Annotated in this window: 14 protein-coding genes; 10 read left to right on the top strand and 4 right to left on the bottom strand. The window is 42.1% G+C overall.

Features of this window, described 5'->3' with window-relative positions:
- Positions 1-71 precede the first annotated feature (71 nt).
- A complete protein-coding gene (locus C0V77_RS17055) occupies positions 72-689 on the top strand; it encodes a hypothetical protein (RefSeq protein WP_101727568.1) in 618 nt (205 codons plus the stop codon).
- On the opposite strand, the gene lpxK is transcribed toward C0V77_RS17055, so the two are convergent.
- Positions 670-1,719 carry a tetraacyldisaccharide 4'-kinase gene (lpxK, locus tag C0V77_RS17050; RefSeq protein ID WP_101727567.1) on the bottom strand — a complete coding sequence of 350 codons (1,050 nt, stop codon included), beginning with the start codon at positions 1,717-1,719 and terminating at the stop codon, positions 670-672. The genes C0V77_RS17055 and lpxK overlap by 20 nt on opposite strands.
- A 121-nt stretch (positions 1,720-1,840) precedes the next feature.
- On the opposite strand from lpxK, the gene C0V77_RS17045 reads away from it, so the two are divergent.
- Positions 1,841-2,929 (top strand): o-succinylbenzoate synthase, encoded by a 1,089-nt coding sequence (locus tag C0V77_RS17045; RefSeq protein ID WP_101727566.1) that lies wholly within the window; start codon positions 1,841-1,843, stop codon positions 2,927-2,929.
- Between the two features lie 22 nt (positions 2,930-2,951).
- Here C0V77_RS17045 and C0V77_RS17040 read toward each other — a convergent pair whose 3' ends face one another.
- Together C0V77_RS17040 and C0V77_RS17035 are read right to left on the bottom strand one after the other, a co-directional pair.
- Positions 2,952-4,460, bottom strand: a complete 1,509-nt coding sequence (locus C0V77_RS17040; protein ID WP_158237973.1) for an McrB family protein — start codon at positions 4,458-4,460, stop codon at positions 2,952-2,954.
- 160 nt (positions 4,461-4,620) lie between these two features.
- Positions 4,621-5,940, bottom strand: a complete 1,320-nt coding sequence (locus C0V77_RS17035) for an alkaline phosphatase (protein ID WP_101727564.1) — start codon at positions 5,938-5,940, stop codon at positions 4,621-4,623.
- A 79-nt stretch (positions 5,941-6,019) separates the two neighbouring features.
- On the opposite strand from C0V77_RS17035, the gene C0V77_RS17030 reads away from it, so the two are divergent.
- From C0V77_RS17030 to miaA, 7 genes are all read left to right on the top strand, one after another.
- Entirely contained in the window at positions 6,020-6,910 is an 891-nt protein-coding gene (locus tag C0V77_RS17030) for a diacylglycerol kinase family protein (RefSeq protein ID WP_158237972.1), read from the top strand.
- Between the two features lie 130 nt (positions 6,911-7,040).
- On the top strand, positions 7,041-9,437 hold the full coding sequence (locus C0V77_RS17025; protein WP_101727562.1) for a TonB-dependent receptor: 2,397 nt from the start codon (positions 7,041-7,043) through the stop codon (positions 9,435-9,437).
- An 8-nt stretch (positions 9,438-9,445) separates the two neighbouring features.
- Positions 9,446-10,444 (top strand): DUF4249 domain-containing protein, encoded by a 999-nt coding sequence (locus C0V77_RS17020; RefSeq protein ID WP_101727561.1) that lies wholly within the window; start codon positions 9,446-9,448, stop codon positions 10,442-10,444.
- 86 nt (positions 10,445-10,530) lie between these two features.
- Complete coding sequence (locus C0V77_RS17015; RefSeq protein WP_101727560.1) at positions 10,531-10,908, top strand: DUF3127 domain-containing protein; 378 nt, start codon at positions 10,531-10,533, stop codon at positions 10,906-10,908.
- A gap of 120 nt (positions 10,909-11,028) precedes the next feature.
- Positions 11,029-12,249 carry a diaminopimelate decarboxylase gene (gene lysA / locus C0V77_RS17010; protein WP_101727559.1) on the top strand — a complete coding sequence of 407 codons (1,221 nt, stop codon included), beginning with the start codon at positions 11,029-11,031 and terminating at the stop codon, positions 12,247-12,249.
- A 36-nt stretch (positions 12,250-12,285) separates the two neighbouring features.
- Complete coding sequence (locus tag C0V77_RS17005; RefSeq protein WP_101727558.1) at positions 12,286-13,497, top strand: acyl-CoA dehydrogenase family protein; 1,212 nt, start codon at positions 12,286-12,288, stop codon at positions 13,495-13,497.
- A gap of 76 nt (positions 13,498-13,573) precedes the next feature.
- Positions 13,574-14,503 (top strand): tRNA (adenosine(37)-N6)-dimethylallyltransferase MiaA, encoded by a 930-nt coding sequence (gene miaA, locus C0V77_RS17000; RefSeq protein WP_101727557.1) that lies wholly within the window; start codon positions 13,574-13,576, stop codon positions 14,501-14,503.
- Between the two features lie 397 nt (positions 14,504-14,900).
- On the opposite strand, the gene C0V77_RS16995 is transcribed toward miaA, so the two are convergent.
- Positions 14,901-15,512 (bottom strand): DJ-1/PfpI family protein, encoded by a 612-nt coding sequence (locus tag C0V77_RS16995; protein ID WP_310587041.1) that lies wholly within the window; start codon positions 15,510-15,512, stop codon positions 14,901-14,903.
- A 109-nt stretch (positions 15,513-15,621) separates the two neighbouring features.
- Here C0V77_RS16995 and cmk point away from each other — a divergent pair, with 109 nt between their 5' ends.
- Positions 15,622-16,323 (top strand): (d)CMP kinase, encoded by a 702-nt coding sequence (gene cmk / locus C0V77_RS16990; protein WP_101727556.1) that lies wholly within the window; start codon positions 15,622-15,624, stop codon positions 16,321-16,323.
- Positions 16,324-16,326 lie beyond the last annotated feature (3 nt).

Here is a 16,326-nt window from a genome sequence, read left to right as displayed (position 1 = left end):
TTCTAAAACTTTTGAATCGAAACACTATTTTTACTTCTTATTAATCAATTTATAACAACAAAATTTTAACTATGAAAAAGGTCTGCATTATTACTTTGTTTTTATTCTTATCAGTCACAGCTTTTGGTCAGGTAATTCCAAAAGGCACACGGTTTATTGGTGGTAATTTTGGTTTTAATTTCACTCAGCTAAAAAATAATGGCACTGTTGAGAGTAACGCTGTAAATCTGGGTTTAACACCGTCTTTAACTAAATTTATTAAAGATAATTTCGCCGTTACTTATTCGTTAGGCTATAACCTTGGAATTGGCAGACACAGACAAAATGCAACTAGTGAGTTCCATACTCTATATTCACATGCTGTTGCTGCCGGAATATCTTTCACAAATTACAAAATGTTATCAGAAAAACTTGGAGTTTCGGTCAATTATGGCGGTAGTCTGGTGTATCAGTTCCATGTTCATTCTGAAGGACTTTCTGGCACCCCTGGCAACATAAACCTGTACCTTAGTGCCGGACCAGGGATTATTTATCTACTGAACGAAAAATTTGCTATTGAAGGTTCTACCTCATTGGTTAGCCTTAATGCAGGCTACACGTGGTCTGAAAAAACCAAATCAGTAAACGTGGGTATGGGGGCAAACGGCAGCCCGGGTTTAGGCTTAGGTTTCAGATACTTTTTGAGATAAAACCTTTTACTTTAGCCAATATTAGTTCATTAAATGTATCTGCATCTGAGATAACCACCTCAATGGGTACATAAAAAAATCTATCAAGCTCTTGCCCGCTCAGCAAGGGCTTTATTTTTACCATGTCTTTCTCGGTGGTTACAACTTGCCGAGGCCGGCTATGATCAATTATTTTAGAAATTTCTTTTCCGGAAAACGCAAAATGGTCCGGGTACTCAAAAGTCTGTTCAATAACAAAACCATGCTGTTTTAAATGTTTCACCAGTACTTCCGGCTTGGCAATAGCGGTTACAAGTGTTATCGGAACCTGGGCATTAAAAACACTTTTGCCTGCATAAGATGCCACCGCTTTATACCGGATACCTGAAAAAAATACCGGTTTATCGGCACCTGCATATTTAGCAATGCCATTAATTATATCTTTTTTTGTTTTCTGTCTAATATTATCCGGGCATTTGGTTACAATTACGGCATCTGCTCTTCGGGCGCTTTGGCGAATATCGCGCAGCAAACCGGTTGGCACCATAAAATCTTTAAAAAATGGCCGGTTATAATCGCATAAAAGCAAATTCAAGTGCGCAGCAATTTTGCGGTGCTGAAAAGCATCATCTAAAATAACCAGCTCATTATCAGGCCATTGATGCTGAATCTGATTCACGCCTGTTACCCGGTCTTCACAAACCACTACTCTGATTTTATGGCTGAATTTCAGGTAATACTGCATCGGTTCATCGCCTATGGTTGAGGCCGTGGCGTTTTCATCAGCCATCACATAGCCTTTGGTAGCACGTTTATACCCTCTGCTAAGTATACTTAGCTTGTGTTTGTCTGCCAGCAGTTGTACCAGATACTCTACATGGGGGGTTTTGCCAGTGCCGCCCAGATTCAGATTCCCTACATTGATGGTAAATACATCCGGTCTGGTGCTATTCAGAATCTGTTTATCATACAGCCAGTTGCGAACACCAATAATACAGGCCATTATGACACTGAACGGGAAAAGCAATATTTGTAAAAGGGTGGTTTGCATGTAAAATTCTAATAGTGCTTGTGCTTTTAATATCGCTTAATAAGAATAAGGCACAAAACAGGTAATCTGTAGAGTAAAAAATAAAACTTTCTGTACTTTTGCCAAAATTAAGCATTTTTCAATGGGGCTGAAAGCTAAATGGTTTAAACACTTATTGAAATTCAAGTTCGAAGCCGGAACTTCACGCGGTGTTTATACAGAAAAAGAAACGTACTACTTAAAAATCGAAGACACTGAAAATCCGGAGGTTTTCGGTCTGGGTGAAATTGCCCCCCTTCAAGGGCTGAGCATAGACCATGTACCTAATCTGGAAGAGGTGATTCATAACACCTGCGTTACTTTTGACAGCCTAGACCTGGAGATTTTCCCCTGGAATCTGAATATTATTCTTTCTCAGCTTATTGATGATGCTTATCCATCGGTAAAATTCGGATTCGAAACCGCCCTGCTTGATGTAATGAATGGCGGCCGAAGAATTATTTTTGAAAATGATTTTTCGGCTGGCAAAAGAGCTATACCTATCAATGGTCTTATCTGGATGGGTAGTAAAGGGTTTATGTTGCAGCAGGTTGAAGAAAAACTAAATGGCGAATTTGATACTTTAAAGTTAAAAATTGGAGCTATTAATTTTGAAGATGAACTAAGTATTCTGGCTTTTATAAGAGAAAAATTTTCGGCCGGGCAAATTAGCCTGCGGGTTGATGCCAACGGAGCTTTTAGTGTGGCTGAAGCAGCACTCAAACTAGCTCGTTTAGGCACCTACCAGCTGCATAGCATAGAACAACCCATTAAAGCAGGGCAACCAGAGGCAATGGCTGCTTTAATTGAAAAAAGCCCGGTACCTGTTGCCCTGGATGAAGAACTGATTGGTGTAAGTGAATACGTACATAAAATGCAGTTGCTGAAAAAAATAAAGCCGCAGTATATTATTTTAAAACCCACTCTGTTGGGAGGTCTGCAACACTGCCGCGAATGGATTGAAATTGCGACCAGACTACAAATTGGCTGGTGGGTAACCTCTGCATTAGAATCTAATATCGGCTTGAATGCCATAGCACAGTTTACGGCCGAGTATAAAAACACGCTACCACAGGGTTTGGGAACAGGCGCATTGTACCATAATAATGTTGAAAGCCCACTGATTGTTGAAAACGGAAACTTAAGGTTTGACACCACCAAAGCCTGGGATTTGAACGCCATTGGCCTATAAAGCTTGGGCATTATGCCATTTATTATTGGTATATTTGTTTCAGACTTTCTGCTGTAAGTTCCTGATTTACCTGGTATCGGTAAGTTTCGTCGTCAAAATTATCAAGATTAGTGCCAAAAATACCTTTGGTTTTTATGGTCTCTCTTAAAATAACCTCTGACCCAAGAATCAGACGTATCTTCTCCCAATCGTTATAAAAGTACTCTTGTAATAACGGAATAACCTTTTTATGAAACACACCTGCTAATTCATCGGCAGTATCTACTCCTAAAAAATAAGCATGGCCTAAGGTATGATTTCTGTCGAGCAAAAACTCTATTCTCTGGTTAATTTTTTCCAGTAACCGGCTTAAGTCAATATCCTCTATGGTCTTCAGCAGAAAGGGCTTCGGCATTAATTCCTTAAACTCAAACCGGCGACGTAAAGCCAGATCCAGCAAAGCAATAGAGCGGTCGGCCGTATTCATAGTGCCTATAATGTGCAGATTACCAGGCACCCCAAAGGTCTCCTGCGAGTAAGGCAGCAGCAGAGACAGTTCATTTTCGGCGCCCAGCCGCTTATCTTGTTCTATCAGGGTTATCAGTTCACCAAATACCTTTGATAAATTCGCCCGGTTCAATTCATCAATAATCAGCACATAGCTTCCGGCCTTTTCAAATCTACCGGCGCGGTTTTCTCTGGTATCCTTCATACAGGCTTCAAAGCCGGAATATCCTGCCATTTTTAATGCTTCCAGGCAGACCTTATAAAAAATACCCTTTACTACCTCATAATATACCTGTCCGCCCCTTGCAATGGGTCTTAAACCTTCTATGAACTCTTCATAACTGTACGACTGATGAAATGCTATGAACTGAGCAGGGGCTCTGCCCGCAATGTTTCTTGCTTCAAATGTTTTACCTGTGCCCGGGGGGCCATAAAAAACCAAATTTGGTGGTATATTCAGCTTTGGCGCATAATTTACTTCTGTTTCGTTCAACAGTAGCGGGTTGTTATCAGTTATTTCAGAGGTGGTATCAGAGGTGCCAATTTCCCAGAAAAGCTCGTTTCTTAAATTTTCATTTTCTGCTATTTGGTAAATGTACTGATTGTGCCGCTCTTTACGTGCACTTGAAATGGCCATGGCTTTCAGTTCTTCCAGACACTCATGCCAGGCACTTCTTATTTTGATGTCTTCAATGATATGCTTTTGTTCAAAAGGTATATGGGCATATAGATAATCGGGGTTATTAAGGGGCGATAATTCAATGGTTTCGTACCTGGCAAATAGTTGTTCATGGCGTTTACAGAGTATAATATCATACCATAAGCCCTTTTTGCGTCTGAAATCCAAAGCCACATAGTTATTGATATTGGCAGAAATTGCTTTGTCTTTTCTGACTGAAAAAATTATTCTGGGATCGTCTATGCCTACATTGGTTACTTCTATCAGCTCTTTTAAAAGCACAAAAAACCATAAAGACGCCTCTTTATTATCAATTTCACGTAGTTTCTCAACAAGAAGCTCTTTATTAGACCCAGCTGTGCTCATATTTGGAAATGATTTGATCATTAAATGCTCTGATAACTTTTGCGGCTTTAAAAATAGTACAATAAAGATTCAGAAAAAAACCAAGCCCGGGTTATAAAACATAAGAAAAGAAAAAGGCCACGTAACTGGATGTGGCCTTTCTAATTACTGATTCTGGAAATTATTTCAATTCACTGGCTTTTATTTCTCTGGTCCAGAGTTCTTTACCGTCTTTATCAAGCACATTAATCTTCAGCACGCGGTCTGTGCGTTTGCCTGATATTTCAAGCAAACCGTAATTGTGTTTGGTAACTGTGGTGCCTTCCACATAAGGGCTATCAGCTTCTTCTTTTACTGGTTTTGAGGGGCCAGAGGTAAGCGCAGAAATAGTAAGGTCATATAATGGATAAGTGCCGGGGCGGTCTACTTTTGTCAGGGCTGTCCAGTGGCGGTCACCACTAATAAAAATTACCCCGGGTATTTTTTCTTTGGTAATGAGTTCAAACAGCTGGTTGCGTTCTTCTTCATAATTGGCAAAATTCTCGAATATCTTAGCCGGATTACCTACCTGCCCGCCAACTATAACAAATTTAAACGGTGCATTTGAGAACTTAAGAGCATCTACAAGCCATTGAATCTGCTTTTGCCCAAAATACTCTCTGCTTCCGGTTGTACGGTCGTTAGGCGTTCTCCACCAGCGGTCGTCCATGAGGAAGAACTGGCAGTCTGCCCATTGAAAAGAACCCGTTACGCCTTCATCCTTAAAGGTATAATTGAGGTTACCCCAGAAAAGCTTGAAGGCATCCAGGGTTTGTTTTTTACTTACAAAACCTCTGTCGGCATCGTTAGGGCCGAAATCGTGGTCGTCCCAGATAGCATAGTTATGAATACTACCGAGCAAGGGCTGCATTTCAGGCAATGAGCGCGTATGGGTATAGCGCTTCATGATACCCGTTTTGGTGTTCCAGTCCGGCTCACGCAGATAAATGTTATCGCCGCTCCATAACATAAAATCGGGCTTTGATTGATAGATACTCGTAAAGATTTCATACTCAGAACCATAAGGGGTACTCGGGCGGTCAAATTCTGTTTCATTGATATAAGCACAGCTACCCACCGCAAACTTAAAGGCCGGAGGGTCGGTACGCCATTGCCAGAGCGCCTGAGTCTGAAACTCAAGCGGATAACTGAGCGACACTTTCTTTTTATCTATCCATACCTCGTATGCGTATTTTTTTCCCGGCAATACCTCGTCTGCAATTAGTCTTGCAACAAAAGAATCTGATTTAGTGGTTTTAAACTCTTCCGTTGCAAACTTTATTGCGGGCTTTGTTTTGTCCCAATATACAAATTTCACAGAGGCCTCCTTTTTGGTCTGTACCCATAGCAGCACTTCTCGCATTTCTGAATACCCAAGCATAGGGCCAGACTGTATCTGTGCCATCAGGGTAGATACGCTAATTAGGCCTGCAAATAATAGCAGATTTAATTTTTTTATCATAATATTAGATATTGATTGTAAAATGAATCAATACAAATTTAACCTATTCAATAGAAACCCTATATTAACCTTCTGTAAAATGTGCAAAAAACTCCTTTTGCTTGTAAACCCCTATTCGGGTACGGGTAAAAGCCTGGCCGCCAGCGAGTACCTGAAAAAACAACTGGATAACTACGATTATACAACCATTGTGAGTGAGTACAGAGGGTATTTTATTCACTTTCTGCAAAGTGAAGACCTGACTACCTACGAAAAAATTATTGTTTTTGGAGGCGACGGCACCATGCACGAAATATGTAATGCCCTGGCCGAAAAAACTTCTCTACCCCCTATTCTGTTGTTTCCCTGTGGTGGTGGCAAAGCATTGAACCATGACCTGAAAAATCTTGACTGGGATAGTTCGCTTGCAAAATTCAGACAAAACAACATTAAACATATTGACATTTTCAAAGCCACTTTTCCAGCGGCACCGGCTCCGGAACAAATGAGCTACGGTTTTAATATTATTGGCTGGGGGCTGGTATCAGATATTAATAAAACAGCAGAGCAACTACGCTGGCTGGGTGGCTTAAGATACAGCGTGGGAGCCATCTTTCATATTTTCAGGAATCCTTCATTCAAGGCAACTGTAACGGTAGACGATGAAGTCTTTACCGGAGATTTCAGTTTTGTGCTGGCCTGTAATACGCAACACACAGGCAAGGCTATGAAGATTGCCCCGCTTGCGGTTCTGGATGATGGCCTGCTGGATGTACTGGTAATTAAGCATGTTTCGTTTTTTCATCTGCTGCGGCTGTTTCCTTTAATTTTCTCGGGCAGGCACATTCATTCCCCTTTGGTTGTTTACCGGAAGGCCAGAAAATTCAACATTGATGCCGACCCAATTATGCTGGTAATTGACGGCGAAACCAAAGGACAAAGCCCTTTGCAGGTAGAAATAGTAGGAAACAGATTGCCTCTGGTTGTGTAAGCAAATAAAGAGTTGCTTCTTTTTCCTTCTTAACTGCATCAAAATATCCATCAAAAATGAGTATATTGTCAATATATTGCTCTGAATCACGTTTATTAACCATAAACACCCCAAAGACAAACCCTAAACCATGAGCTTTAAATTTACCATTTTGCTCTTAATGGTTGCTGCTATTGCTTCTGCTCAGAATAAATTTACTGTGAGCGGGTATATCCGCGAAAAAGGAAGCCAGGAACAACTGATAGGAGTAAATGTGTATTTACAGAATTCGTCAATCGCCACAGCTTCAAATACCTATGGATTTTACTCACTTACGATTTCAGCTTCTGACAGCCTGACACTTATTTTCTCGATGGTTGGTTACAAACGAGTTGAAAAACAGTTAAGCCATCTGAAAAACCTGGAGTTGAACATTGAGATGGAAACAGCTAATCAGTTGCAGGAAGTGATGGTATCGGCCAGAAGACAACAAGATAAAGTAAGCGAAACGCTTCAGATGAGCAGCATAGACCTGCCTGTGCAGCAAATCAAAAAAATACCTGCTTTTTTAGGCGAAAAAGATGTGCTAAAGGTGCTGCAACTGATGCCCGGAGTACAGAAAGGCTCCGAAGGGCAGTCGGGCATTTATGTGCGGGGTGGCGGCGCAGATCAGAACCTGATTATATTAGACGACGCCATTGTGTACAATGCCAATCATCTTTTTGGTTTCTTTTCTACTTTTAACGGCGATGCCCTGAAAAGTGTGGAACTCACCAAAGGCGGCTTCCCCGCCAGATATGGCGGCAGGTTATCGTCAGTGATTGACTTAAATATGAAAGAAGGCAATAAGGAGAAACTGCATGGCGAAGGCGGCATTGGTCTGATATCGTCAAGGCTGACTATTGAAGGGCCCATCAGAAAAGGTAAATCATCGTTTTTAATTTCAGGCCGCAGAACCTACCTTGATGTAGTGGCCAGGCCGTTTATCAAGGCGCAGTCAGATGCCGGAACTGAAGATGACGGTGGTTATTATTTCTATGACCTGAATGCCAAACTGAACTACGATTTCGGCCGCAAAGACAAGGTTTATGCCAGCGCCTATTTTGGCAGAGATAAATTTTACAGCAAGTCAAAAACAGATACTGAAAAGAATGATTCAGACCTAAACTGGGGTAACATTACCACCACGCTCCGTTGGAATCACCTGTTTAATGAAAAACTGTTTGCCAATACTTCTTTTATCCTTAGTAGTTATCAATTTGGTATAGGCAGTTTTTATCAGGATTTTCAAACCAGTAGCGACAACTACACCCTGAATTATCAATCGCGCATTAACGACATAGGCCTGAAAAGCGACTTTGATTATTTCCCCAACCCTAAGCACTCAGCCAGAATTGGCATGGCGGTTACACGTCATCGTTTTATTCCGTCGGCCATTGTGCTCAAAAGCAACCAGACTAACCTGGAGCGTGAAGCCAGCCCGATTGATGTAATGGAATCTGGCATTTATGGAGAAGATACCTGGAAAGCCACCGACCATCTAAAAATGAATATAGGGCTAAGGCTCAGCTATTTTATTGCCCAACAAAAGAGTTATCTCCGGCCTGAACCCCGCTTCTCTGCTGCCTTGAAACTGGCCGAAAACCTGTCTACCAAAGCCTCTTATGCAGAAATGAATCAGTTTGTTCATTTGCTTTCTAACACGGGTATCGGGCTGCCTACCGATTTATGGGTACCTACCACCCGCAAGGTAGCGCCGCAAAACTCAAGGCAGGTGGCTGCAGGCATTGCCAAAGACTTTCCGAAGCAGAACCTGGCGCTTACGGTAGAGGGGTATTATAAATATATGCGTAATATACTGGCCTATAAAGAAGGTTCTACATTCTTAAACCTTGATGGCCTTGGCGCGCAGGAAGTAAACTGGGAAAACAACGTAACAGCCGGAAACGGCTGGTCTTATGGCGGAGAATTTTTATTGCAACGTAAATCAGGTCGTATGTCGGGATGGATTGGCTACACTTTATCATGGACACTCTGGCAGTTTCCTGAACTGAACGCCGGTAAAAAGTTTTATCCCAAATATGACCGCCGACATGACCTATCGCTGGTAGGCATATATGAGCTCACACCACGCATTACAATATCAGGCACTTGGGTATATGGCACAGGTAATGCCCTTACCTTACCGGTTGCCACTTATAGCGCCTACATTGACCGGTTCAATAGTGCCAGAAGAACCCCGGCCATTGTTAACCGGATACAGTGGAGCAGCCAGGATGCCAATGAATATGGCGAAAAAAACTCATACCGTGCAGAACCATACCACAGGCTTGATTTCGGTATTCAGTTTCATAAAAAGCTTAAACACCATGAGCGCACGTGGGAATTTAGCCTCTACAATGTATATAACCGTAGGAATCCGTTTTTTTATAACATAAGTACAGAAACCATAACTTATTCAGACAATGCCCTGGCCGAAAAAAATGTATTGAAGAAGTACTCGTTGTTCCCGATAGTGCCGGCGTTTTCTTATAATTTTAAATTCTGACAATACTGATGAAGTTTCTTTCCCTTTTATATAGTGTCATTTTATCTGCAGGATTGCTGTCTTGCGACAGCCTCATTAGCACCGTACCTGAAGACAAACTACCCCAAGGAGCCGGAAAACTCGTCCTGCATTCTTATATTTCTCCACAAGACACCCTCATTCTGGTAAAAATAACACTATCAAACCCTTTGCTTGGTATTCAGCCAAACAGCGGGTACACCTATACTGTTGTCGGCCAGGATACCATTTACCAGACCAACGTGCCAGTGGCAAATGCCAAAGTAAGTATCTCAAACTCAAAAAGGCAGTCGGCTGAATTACCATACAGTAAAACCCAGCAGGTTTATTTGCTTAGCACAAAGTCGTTCCCGATTCTTGCCGGTGAAACTTACACCATTAAAGCCAGTGCACCAATGGGTAATATTGAGGCAGCCTGTACCGTACCAAAAGATGCTGCATCTATTGTAAAATACAAGATTGACACCCTTACTGACTTCCGTGTGAATCCGGCCCGTATTACTTTCAGGATTAATTTTGACTGGAAAGACATACCGGGGCAGGAAAACTTCTATACCATGAAAGCCGAAATAAAAGCGCCGATGATTTTAACTCCTTTTCCTGACAATAAATCTCAGACTACCCTCATCAGAACAATCAGTTATACCAGTTATTGGGATGAAGAAAACCGGCAGGAGCAATACCAGACCGACGCAAGCCGTGATGGGCAGTTGCTCTCAACCCCCAATGGTATTATAACCCCGGGTACCGAGGCAGTAGCAGAAAACAATCAGCGCTATTATACTCGCTATGCAGGCAAAAAGAGCATCATCCGCCTTGAAATTCTAAACACCGACAAGAACTATTTCAATTATCACAGGGCTGTGCGTATTAACAACCGGCAGGATGGCAACCCGTTTGTAGAGCCGGTACCCATACCCACCAATATAAAAAATGGCTTAGGGTGCTTTGCTGCATCAAACAAATCGGTTCTTATTTTTACCTTTTAAGTGTTTAGTATTTTGGCAGTGCCGGTTTTATTTATGCCCTATGATTCGTATCTTTGTCGCTTTAGGACGAATATAATTTTAAAGAGATGGAAATTACAGGTAAAATAGTACAGTTGTTGCCTCTACAGACAGGACAAGGAAAAAATGGCGTTTGGAAAAAGCAGGATTTTGTAATTGAAACCGAGGGCCAATACCCAAAAAGAGTATGTATTTCGGCTTGGGGAGATAGAATCAGTGAAAGCCTTTTGGTAGCAGGCAGAGATGTAACTGTATCGTTTGACCTTGAAAGCCGCGAGTTTAACGGCCGCTGGTATACCGACGTAAGAGCATGGAAAGTAGAAGAGGCTTCAGCCGAAACCCCATATTATGCTGCTCCGGCGCAGTCGGCACCGATTGCCAGTAAACCTGCAGCACCTGAGTTTCTGGTTTCTGCCGAAGAAGGACAGGACGACCTGCCGTTTTAAAGCAAACACAAAAATATTGATTACATCAGGAAACACAGAGCGGCTATATCCTCTGTGTTTCTTTATATCAACATATAAGCATATTATAACCCATAAACCTCTGTTTCATACAGATAAGCTATGTTTTCAATTCAGAATTTCACAGTTGAGTCTCTAGCCGGCCAGTTCGGCACACCGCTATATGTTTATGACGGCCACAAAATTGAAGAGCAAATCGGTAAAATGCGTACTGCCTTTGCTGGTAGTAATCTAAAACTGAAATATGCCTGCAAAGCGCTTACCAACGTCAACATCATGAAGCTGATGCGAAAGAACGGCGTAGATATAGACGTGGTATCAACACAGGAAGCACATCTGGCAATTCTGGCAGGTTATGAGCCGCATCAGATACAATATACCCCAAGTGGTGTGGCGTTTTCTGAAGTTCAGGAAGCCGTAGCTATGGGTTTAAGAATGAATCTTGACTCATTACCTTTGCTTGAGAAATTCGGACAAACCTACGGAAATTCTCAACCTATCTGTCTGCGAATTAACCCACATATCATGGAGGGCGGAACCCTGAAAATTTCTACCGGCCATAAAGACTCCAAGTTCGGCATTTCTATTGAGCAGGCACCTGAAATTTATGAAATTGTACAAAAGTATGATTTGAAAGTAACAGGCTTGCATCAGCATACGGGTTCTGATTTCAAAAATGCCAATGTGATTATTGAGGCAGCCGAAAAACTATTTGAATTAGCGTTTAAATACTTTCCGAATCTGGAATTTCTTGACCTGGGTTCGGGCTTTAAAGTGGCCTATAAAGAAGACGACCATGTAACAGACATGGAAAAGCTGGGTAAAAGTGTAGTAAAAGTGTTTAACGATTTTTGCCGGCAGTATGGTAAAGATGTTCAGCTGTGGTTTGAACCCGGTAAATTTCTGGTAAGCGAGTGTGGTTATTTATTGGTAACAGCCAATGTGGTGAAGCATAATCCGGGCCGTAATTTTGTAGGTGTTGATTCAGGCCTTAATCACCTCATTCGCCCTATGATGTATGACGCCTACCATGATATCATCAATGGGTCAGATCCTGAAGGTAAAGAAAAAGAGACTTATGATATTGTAGGGTACATCTGCGAAACCGATACTCTGGGCAAAGACCGCACGATTCCGAAAGTAAAAGAGGGCGATATTCTGGTTATCAAAAATGCAGGCGCGTATGGCTTTTCTATGGCGTCAAACTATAATTCCCGTTTCCGCCCGGCAGAGATATTGATTTATAATGGAGAGGCGAAATTGATTCGTCAGCGTGAAACCATGGAGGATATTCTGCGCAATCAGATTGTGCTTGAACTCTAGTTTGCTTACATTTGAGGCCTCAACTTATTTACAATTATGATTGCTTCTCAACAAGACTTCCATCGCTCTAACAAAAGAGATGAGTTCGAATCGCCTGATTTTTATGGCATAGATGATTTACTGACCGAAGAACATCTGATGATTCGCTCGGCGGTGCGTAGTTTTGTAAAGCGTGAAATATCACCCATTATTGAAGATGCGGCTCAGAGATGCGTTTTCCCTGAACATCTGGTAAAAAGTATGGGAGAAATGGGTGTCTTTGGCCCTACTATTCCCTTAGAGTACGGAGGGCAGAGCCTGGATTATATATCTTATGGCCTGATGATGCAGGAAATTGAACGCGGCGATTCCGGCATGCGTTCAACGGCTTCAGTGCAGGGCTCGCTGGTTATGTTTCCTATTTACAAATTCGGCAGTGAAGAGCAGAAGCAGAAATTTCTGCCCAGGCTGGGTAGTGGAGAGTTTTTAGGTTGTTTTGGGTTAACAGAGCCTGACTTTGGCTCAAACCCTGGTGGCATGACTACCCACTTTGCAGAAGACGGAGACCACGTGATTCTGAACGGTGCAAAAATGTGGATATCTAATGCCCCCAAGGCAGATGTAGCAGTTGTATGGGCAAAAAATGAGCAGGGTCGCATCAAGGGCCTGATTGTTGAACGTGGCATGGAAGGCTTCAGCACACCAGAAATACACGGCAAATGGTCGTTACGTGCCAGTATAACAGGCGAACTGGTTTTTAATAATGTAAGAGTACCCAAAGCAAACATATTGCCGGAGGCTGACGGATTGAAAGCCCCGATGGCATGCCTTGACAATGCGCGCTACGGCATAGCATGGGGTGCCTTAGGAGCAGCGATGGATTGTTACGAGGCTGCCAGAAGATATGCCATGGAGCGCATACAGTTCGACAAGCCCATTGCTTCTTTTCAGCTTACGCAAAAGAAACTGGCCGAAATGCTTACCGAAATTACCAAAGCCCAACTGATTTGCTGGCGACTTGGGAATCTGAAAAATCAAGATAAAGCCACTACGGCACAAATATCGTTGGCCAAGCGTAACAACGTAGCCATGGCTTTAGATATAGCCCGTGAAGCTCGCCAGATTCATGGAGGCATGGGCATAACCGGAGAGTATTCGATTATGCGCCACCAGATGAACCTGGAGTCAGTTGTAACCTATGAGGGAACACATGACATTCACCTGCTTATATTGGGCCATGCCATTACGGGTATTGCTGCATTTAAATGATTAGCGATTGAGTGATTTTTGCTACATCAATTATTATTTTATCTAATTTTGCAGCCAGACAGTACTTCATATTCACTTGGCAATAACCTCTCAAAAATACCTTATTCTTATTGTTGGCCCTACTGCCGTAGGCAAAACAGACTTGTCTGTCAGGCTGGCACATTTGCTTCAAACTGAAATTATATCAGCCGATTCACGGCAATTTTATAAAGAACTAAGCATTGGCACTGCCAAACCAACCCCAGAAGAAATGGATGGTGTTATCCATCATTTCATTGATTCTCATCATATAACTGACTATTACAGTGCCGGTGATTTTGAAAGAGATGCCATCAGGCTAGTGGAAGAAGACATCTTTAAGCGAAAAGATGTAGCCATCATGACCGGAGGCTCGGGGCTTTTTATAAAAGCCATTACTGACGGATTAGATGAGATGCCCGAAGCACCCTTAGAAATTCGGGAAAATCTTATGAACAGACTTGAAACTGAAGGTCTTGAGGTACTGGCCGGGGAGTTAAAAAAACTAGACCCAGAGTATTGCGCCACCGCCGATTTACAAAACTCACAGCGTGTGGTGAGGGCTCTGGAAGTTTGCTTAAGTGCTGGCAGACCTTTCTCTGAATTTCATAAAAACCATAAGGTTGAACGAAGCTTTCAATGCATAAAAATTGGTATTGAACGCCCGAGAGAAGAACTCTACGACCGTATTAACCAACGAATGGATATGATGCTGGCGAATGGTTTGGTAGACGAAGTAAAAGGTGTAACGGCATTCAGAATTCATAATGCTTTACAAACAGTAGGCTATAAAGAAGTATTTGAGTACCTGGATGGGGCTTTTGACTACCAGACGATGATAGAGTTATTAAAACGCAATTCAAGACGATATGCCAAGCGACAAATGACCTGGTTCAAAAACCAGGATAATTTCCAATGGTTCAATGCGGATGATTTTAATGGGGTTTATGGATATATAAAACAGCATTTAAAGACAGCTAATAATTAAAACCTGACTTTAATTTTATAAACCTTAAACCACAGAGTATCCCGAAGTTTAACACAGAGTTGCGCGGAGGAATAATACACTACCTTGGTAATAAAATAACAACTAAAATTGAATACCTTATTACTTCATTCCTGTTGAGGCGGACGGCTAGTTCACAATTAAAAATCGTGGAATGTATATAACCATGCGAGAGAGATTGTCAGATTTTTGATTGTGCGAGTTGAAATGATGGGCTGCTTTGCAGACGGCTAGTCTTGCGTTACTTTTTGAGCTGCAAAAAGTAACAACCCGGGAATATAAAATACGAATAACTTTTTTGGTGCGGTTTCATAAAAACCCAGAAAGAATTATAGTGGAACCCGACGTAGAATTTGGTGATAAAATATAATTCACTTTGCTACTTCCAATAATCATACTGAATATACCTTGCCGTTTCATCAGCTACCTCCTTCCCATGCAGTTTAGCAACTACATACAAAGCCATATCAATACCCGCCGATACGCCGGCCGAAAGAATAATCCTTCCGTTATCAACCCAACGTTCATCCGGTAGCAACGTGGTGTCTGGTGCCACAGCCCGCATTTGTTCAACTGCTTTAAAGTGTGTGGTGGCCGCCAGCCCATTTAGCAAATTTGCCTTTGCCAGAATAAGAGAGCCCGTACAGACAGACAAAAGCAATTCTACTTTTTCATTCATTGCCTTTACCCAGTCAAGTAGTTTTTCATTATACATTTCGCGGCGGGTTCCGTAGGGTGTGCCATCCGGTTTAAAACCTCCGCCACCCGGTATCAAAAGAATATCAGGCACCGGGCAATTTTCTAAAGTATAGGTTGGCACCACCTGCAGGTTATTTCTGGCAGCTATCTGCGGTTTTTCAGCAACTGTAAATACTTCAAAAAAGCCGTCTCCTCCGCCTTGTTTCCCGGCAACACCAAAAATCTCGAAGGGACCGGCAAAATCGAGTACTTCTACCTCATCAAAAATAAAAATGGCTACAGTTTTCATCATTAAACATTTAAAATGACACCCATTGAGAATTTAAAATTCTACAAAACCTGTCCAGACAGATTGATACTCTCGCAAAATAGATTTTTCTTTGCAAAAACTTTCTGATTGAATGCAAAAAATTACTATTGCCGTTGATGGGTACTCCAGCTGTGGCAAAAGCACCACGGCCAAAAGAGTGGCAAAAAAACTGGGTTATACCTATATTGATACTGGTGCCATGTACCGTTCGGTAACACTCTATTTTCATGAACACCTGATTACCCTTACTAACGACAAAGAAGTTGAAAAAGCGCTTGAAAACATTCATATTGAGTTCAGGAGGAATGCGAACGACGGTCGGAATGAGACCTATCTGAATGGCCTTAACGTTGAAGATGAAATCAGAAAGCTGTACATTGCCAATCAGGTAAGTGAAGTAAGCGCAGTAGCTGCCGTAAGGCATGCCATGGTAGCCCAACAACGCCGCATGGGCAAAAAAAAAGGAGTAGTAATGGATGGACGCGATATAGGTACAGTGGTTTTCCCGGATGCTGAACTAAAGATATTTATGACCGCCGACCCACTGATAAGGGCTAATCGCCGCCAGATAGAGTTATCAGAAAGGGGAGATCTGGTTGACCTGGAAGATATTATTGAAAACATAAGAAAAAGAGACCTGATAGATACCACCCGTAAGGAAAGTCCGTTAAGAAAAGCAGATGATGCCATAGAAGTAGATACGTCTTTCATGACGCTTGATGAACAAGTGGATGTAGTATGCCTGCTGGCCGACGAGGCACTCAGCAAAAAGTTAAAGAACGGTTCAATGTAAATC

Origin of the sequence: Emticicia sp. TH156, from assembly GCF_002855535.1 — a bacterium.
GTDB lineage: Bacteria > Bacteroidota > Bacteroidia > Cytophagales > Spirosomataceae > Emticicia > Emticicia fluvialis.
This window is presented reverse-complemented; position numbering and strand designations above follow the sequence as displayed.

Excerpts from the sequence above, each read along its gene's own strand:
- C0V77_RS17055 (WP_101727568.1), top strand. The coding sequence starts at position 72 with ATGAAAAAGGTCTGCATTATTACTTTGTTTTTATTCTTATCAGTCACA.
- lpxK (WP_101727567.1), bottom strand. The coding sequence starts at position 1,719 with ATGCAAACCACCCTTTTACAAATATTGCTTTTCCCGTTCAGTGTCATA.
- C0V77_RS17045 (WP_101727566.1), top strand. The coding sequence starts at position 1,841 with ATGGGGCTGAAAGCTAAATGGTTTAAACACTTATTGAAATTCAAGTTC.
- C0V77_RS17040 (WP_158237973.1), bottom strand. The coding sequence starts at position 4,460 with ATGAGCACAGCTGGGTCTAATAAAGAGCTTCTTGTTGAGAAACTACGT.
- C0V77_RS17035 (WP_101727564.1), bottom strand. The coding sequence starts at position 5,940 with ATGATAAAAAAATTAAATCTGCTATTATTTGCAGGCCTAATTAGCGTA.
- C0V77_RS17030 (WP_158237972.1), top strand. The coding sequence starts at position 6,020 with ATGTGCAAAAAACTCCTTTTGCTTGTAAACCCCTATTCGGGTACGGGT.
- C0V77_RS17025 (WP_101727562.1), top strand. The coding sequence starts at position 7,041 with ATGAGCTTTAAATTTACCATTTTGCTCTTAATGGTTGCTGCTATTGCT.
- C0V77_RS17020 (WP_101727561.1), top strand. The coding sequence starts at position 9,446 with ATGAAGTTTCTTTCCCTTTTATATAGTGTCATTTTATCTGCAGGATTG.
- C0V77_RS17015 (WP_101727560.1), top strand. The coding sequence starts at position 10,531 with ATGGAAATTACAGGTAAAATAGTACAGTTGTTGCCTCTACAGACAGGA.
- lysA (WP_101727559.1), top strand. The coding sequence starts at position 11,029 with ATGTTTTCAATTCAGAATTTCACAGTTGAGTCTCTAGCCGGCCAGTTC.
- C0V77_RS17005 (WP_101727558.1), top strand. The coding sequence starts at position 12,286 with ATGATTGCTTCTCAACAAGACTTCCATCGCTCTAACAAAAGAGATGAG.
- C0V77_RS16995 (WP_310587041.1), bottom strand. The coding sequence starts at position 15,512 with ATGATGAAAACTGTAGCCATTTTTATTTTTGATGAGGTAGAAGTACTC.
- cmk (WP_101727556.1), top strand. The coding sequence starts at position 15,622 with ATGCAAAAAATTACTATTGCCGTTGATGGGTACTCCAGCTGTGGCAAA.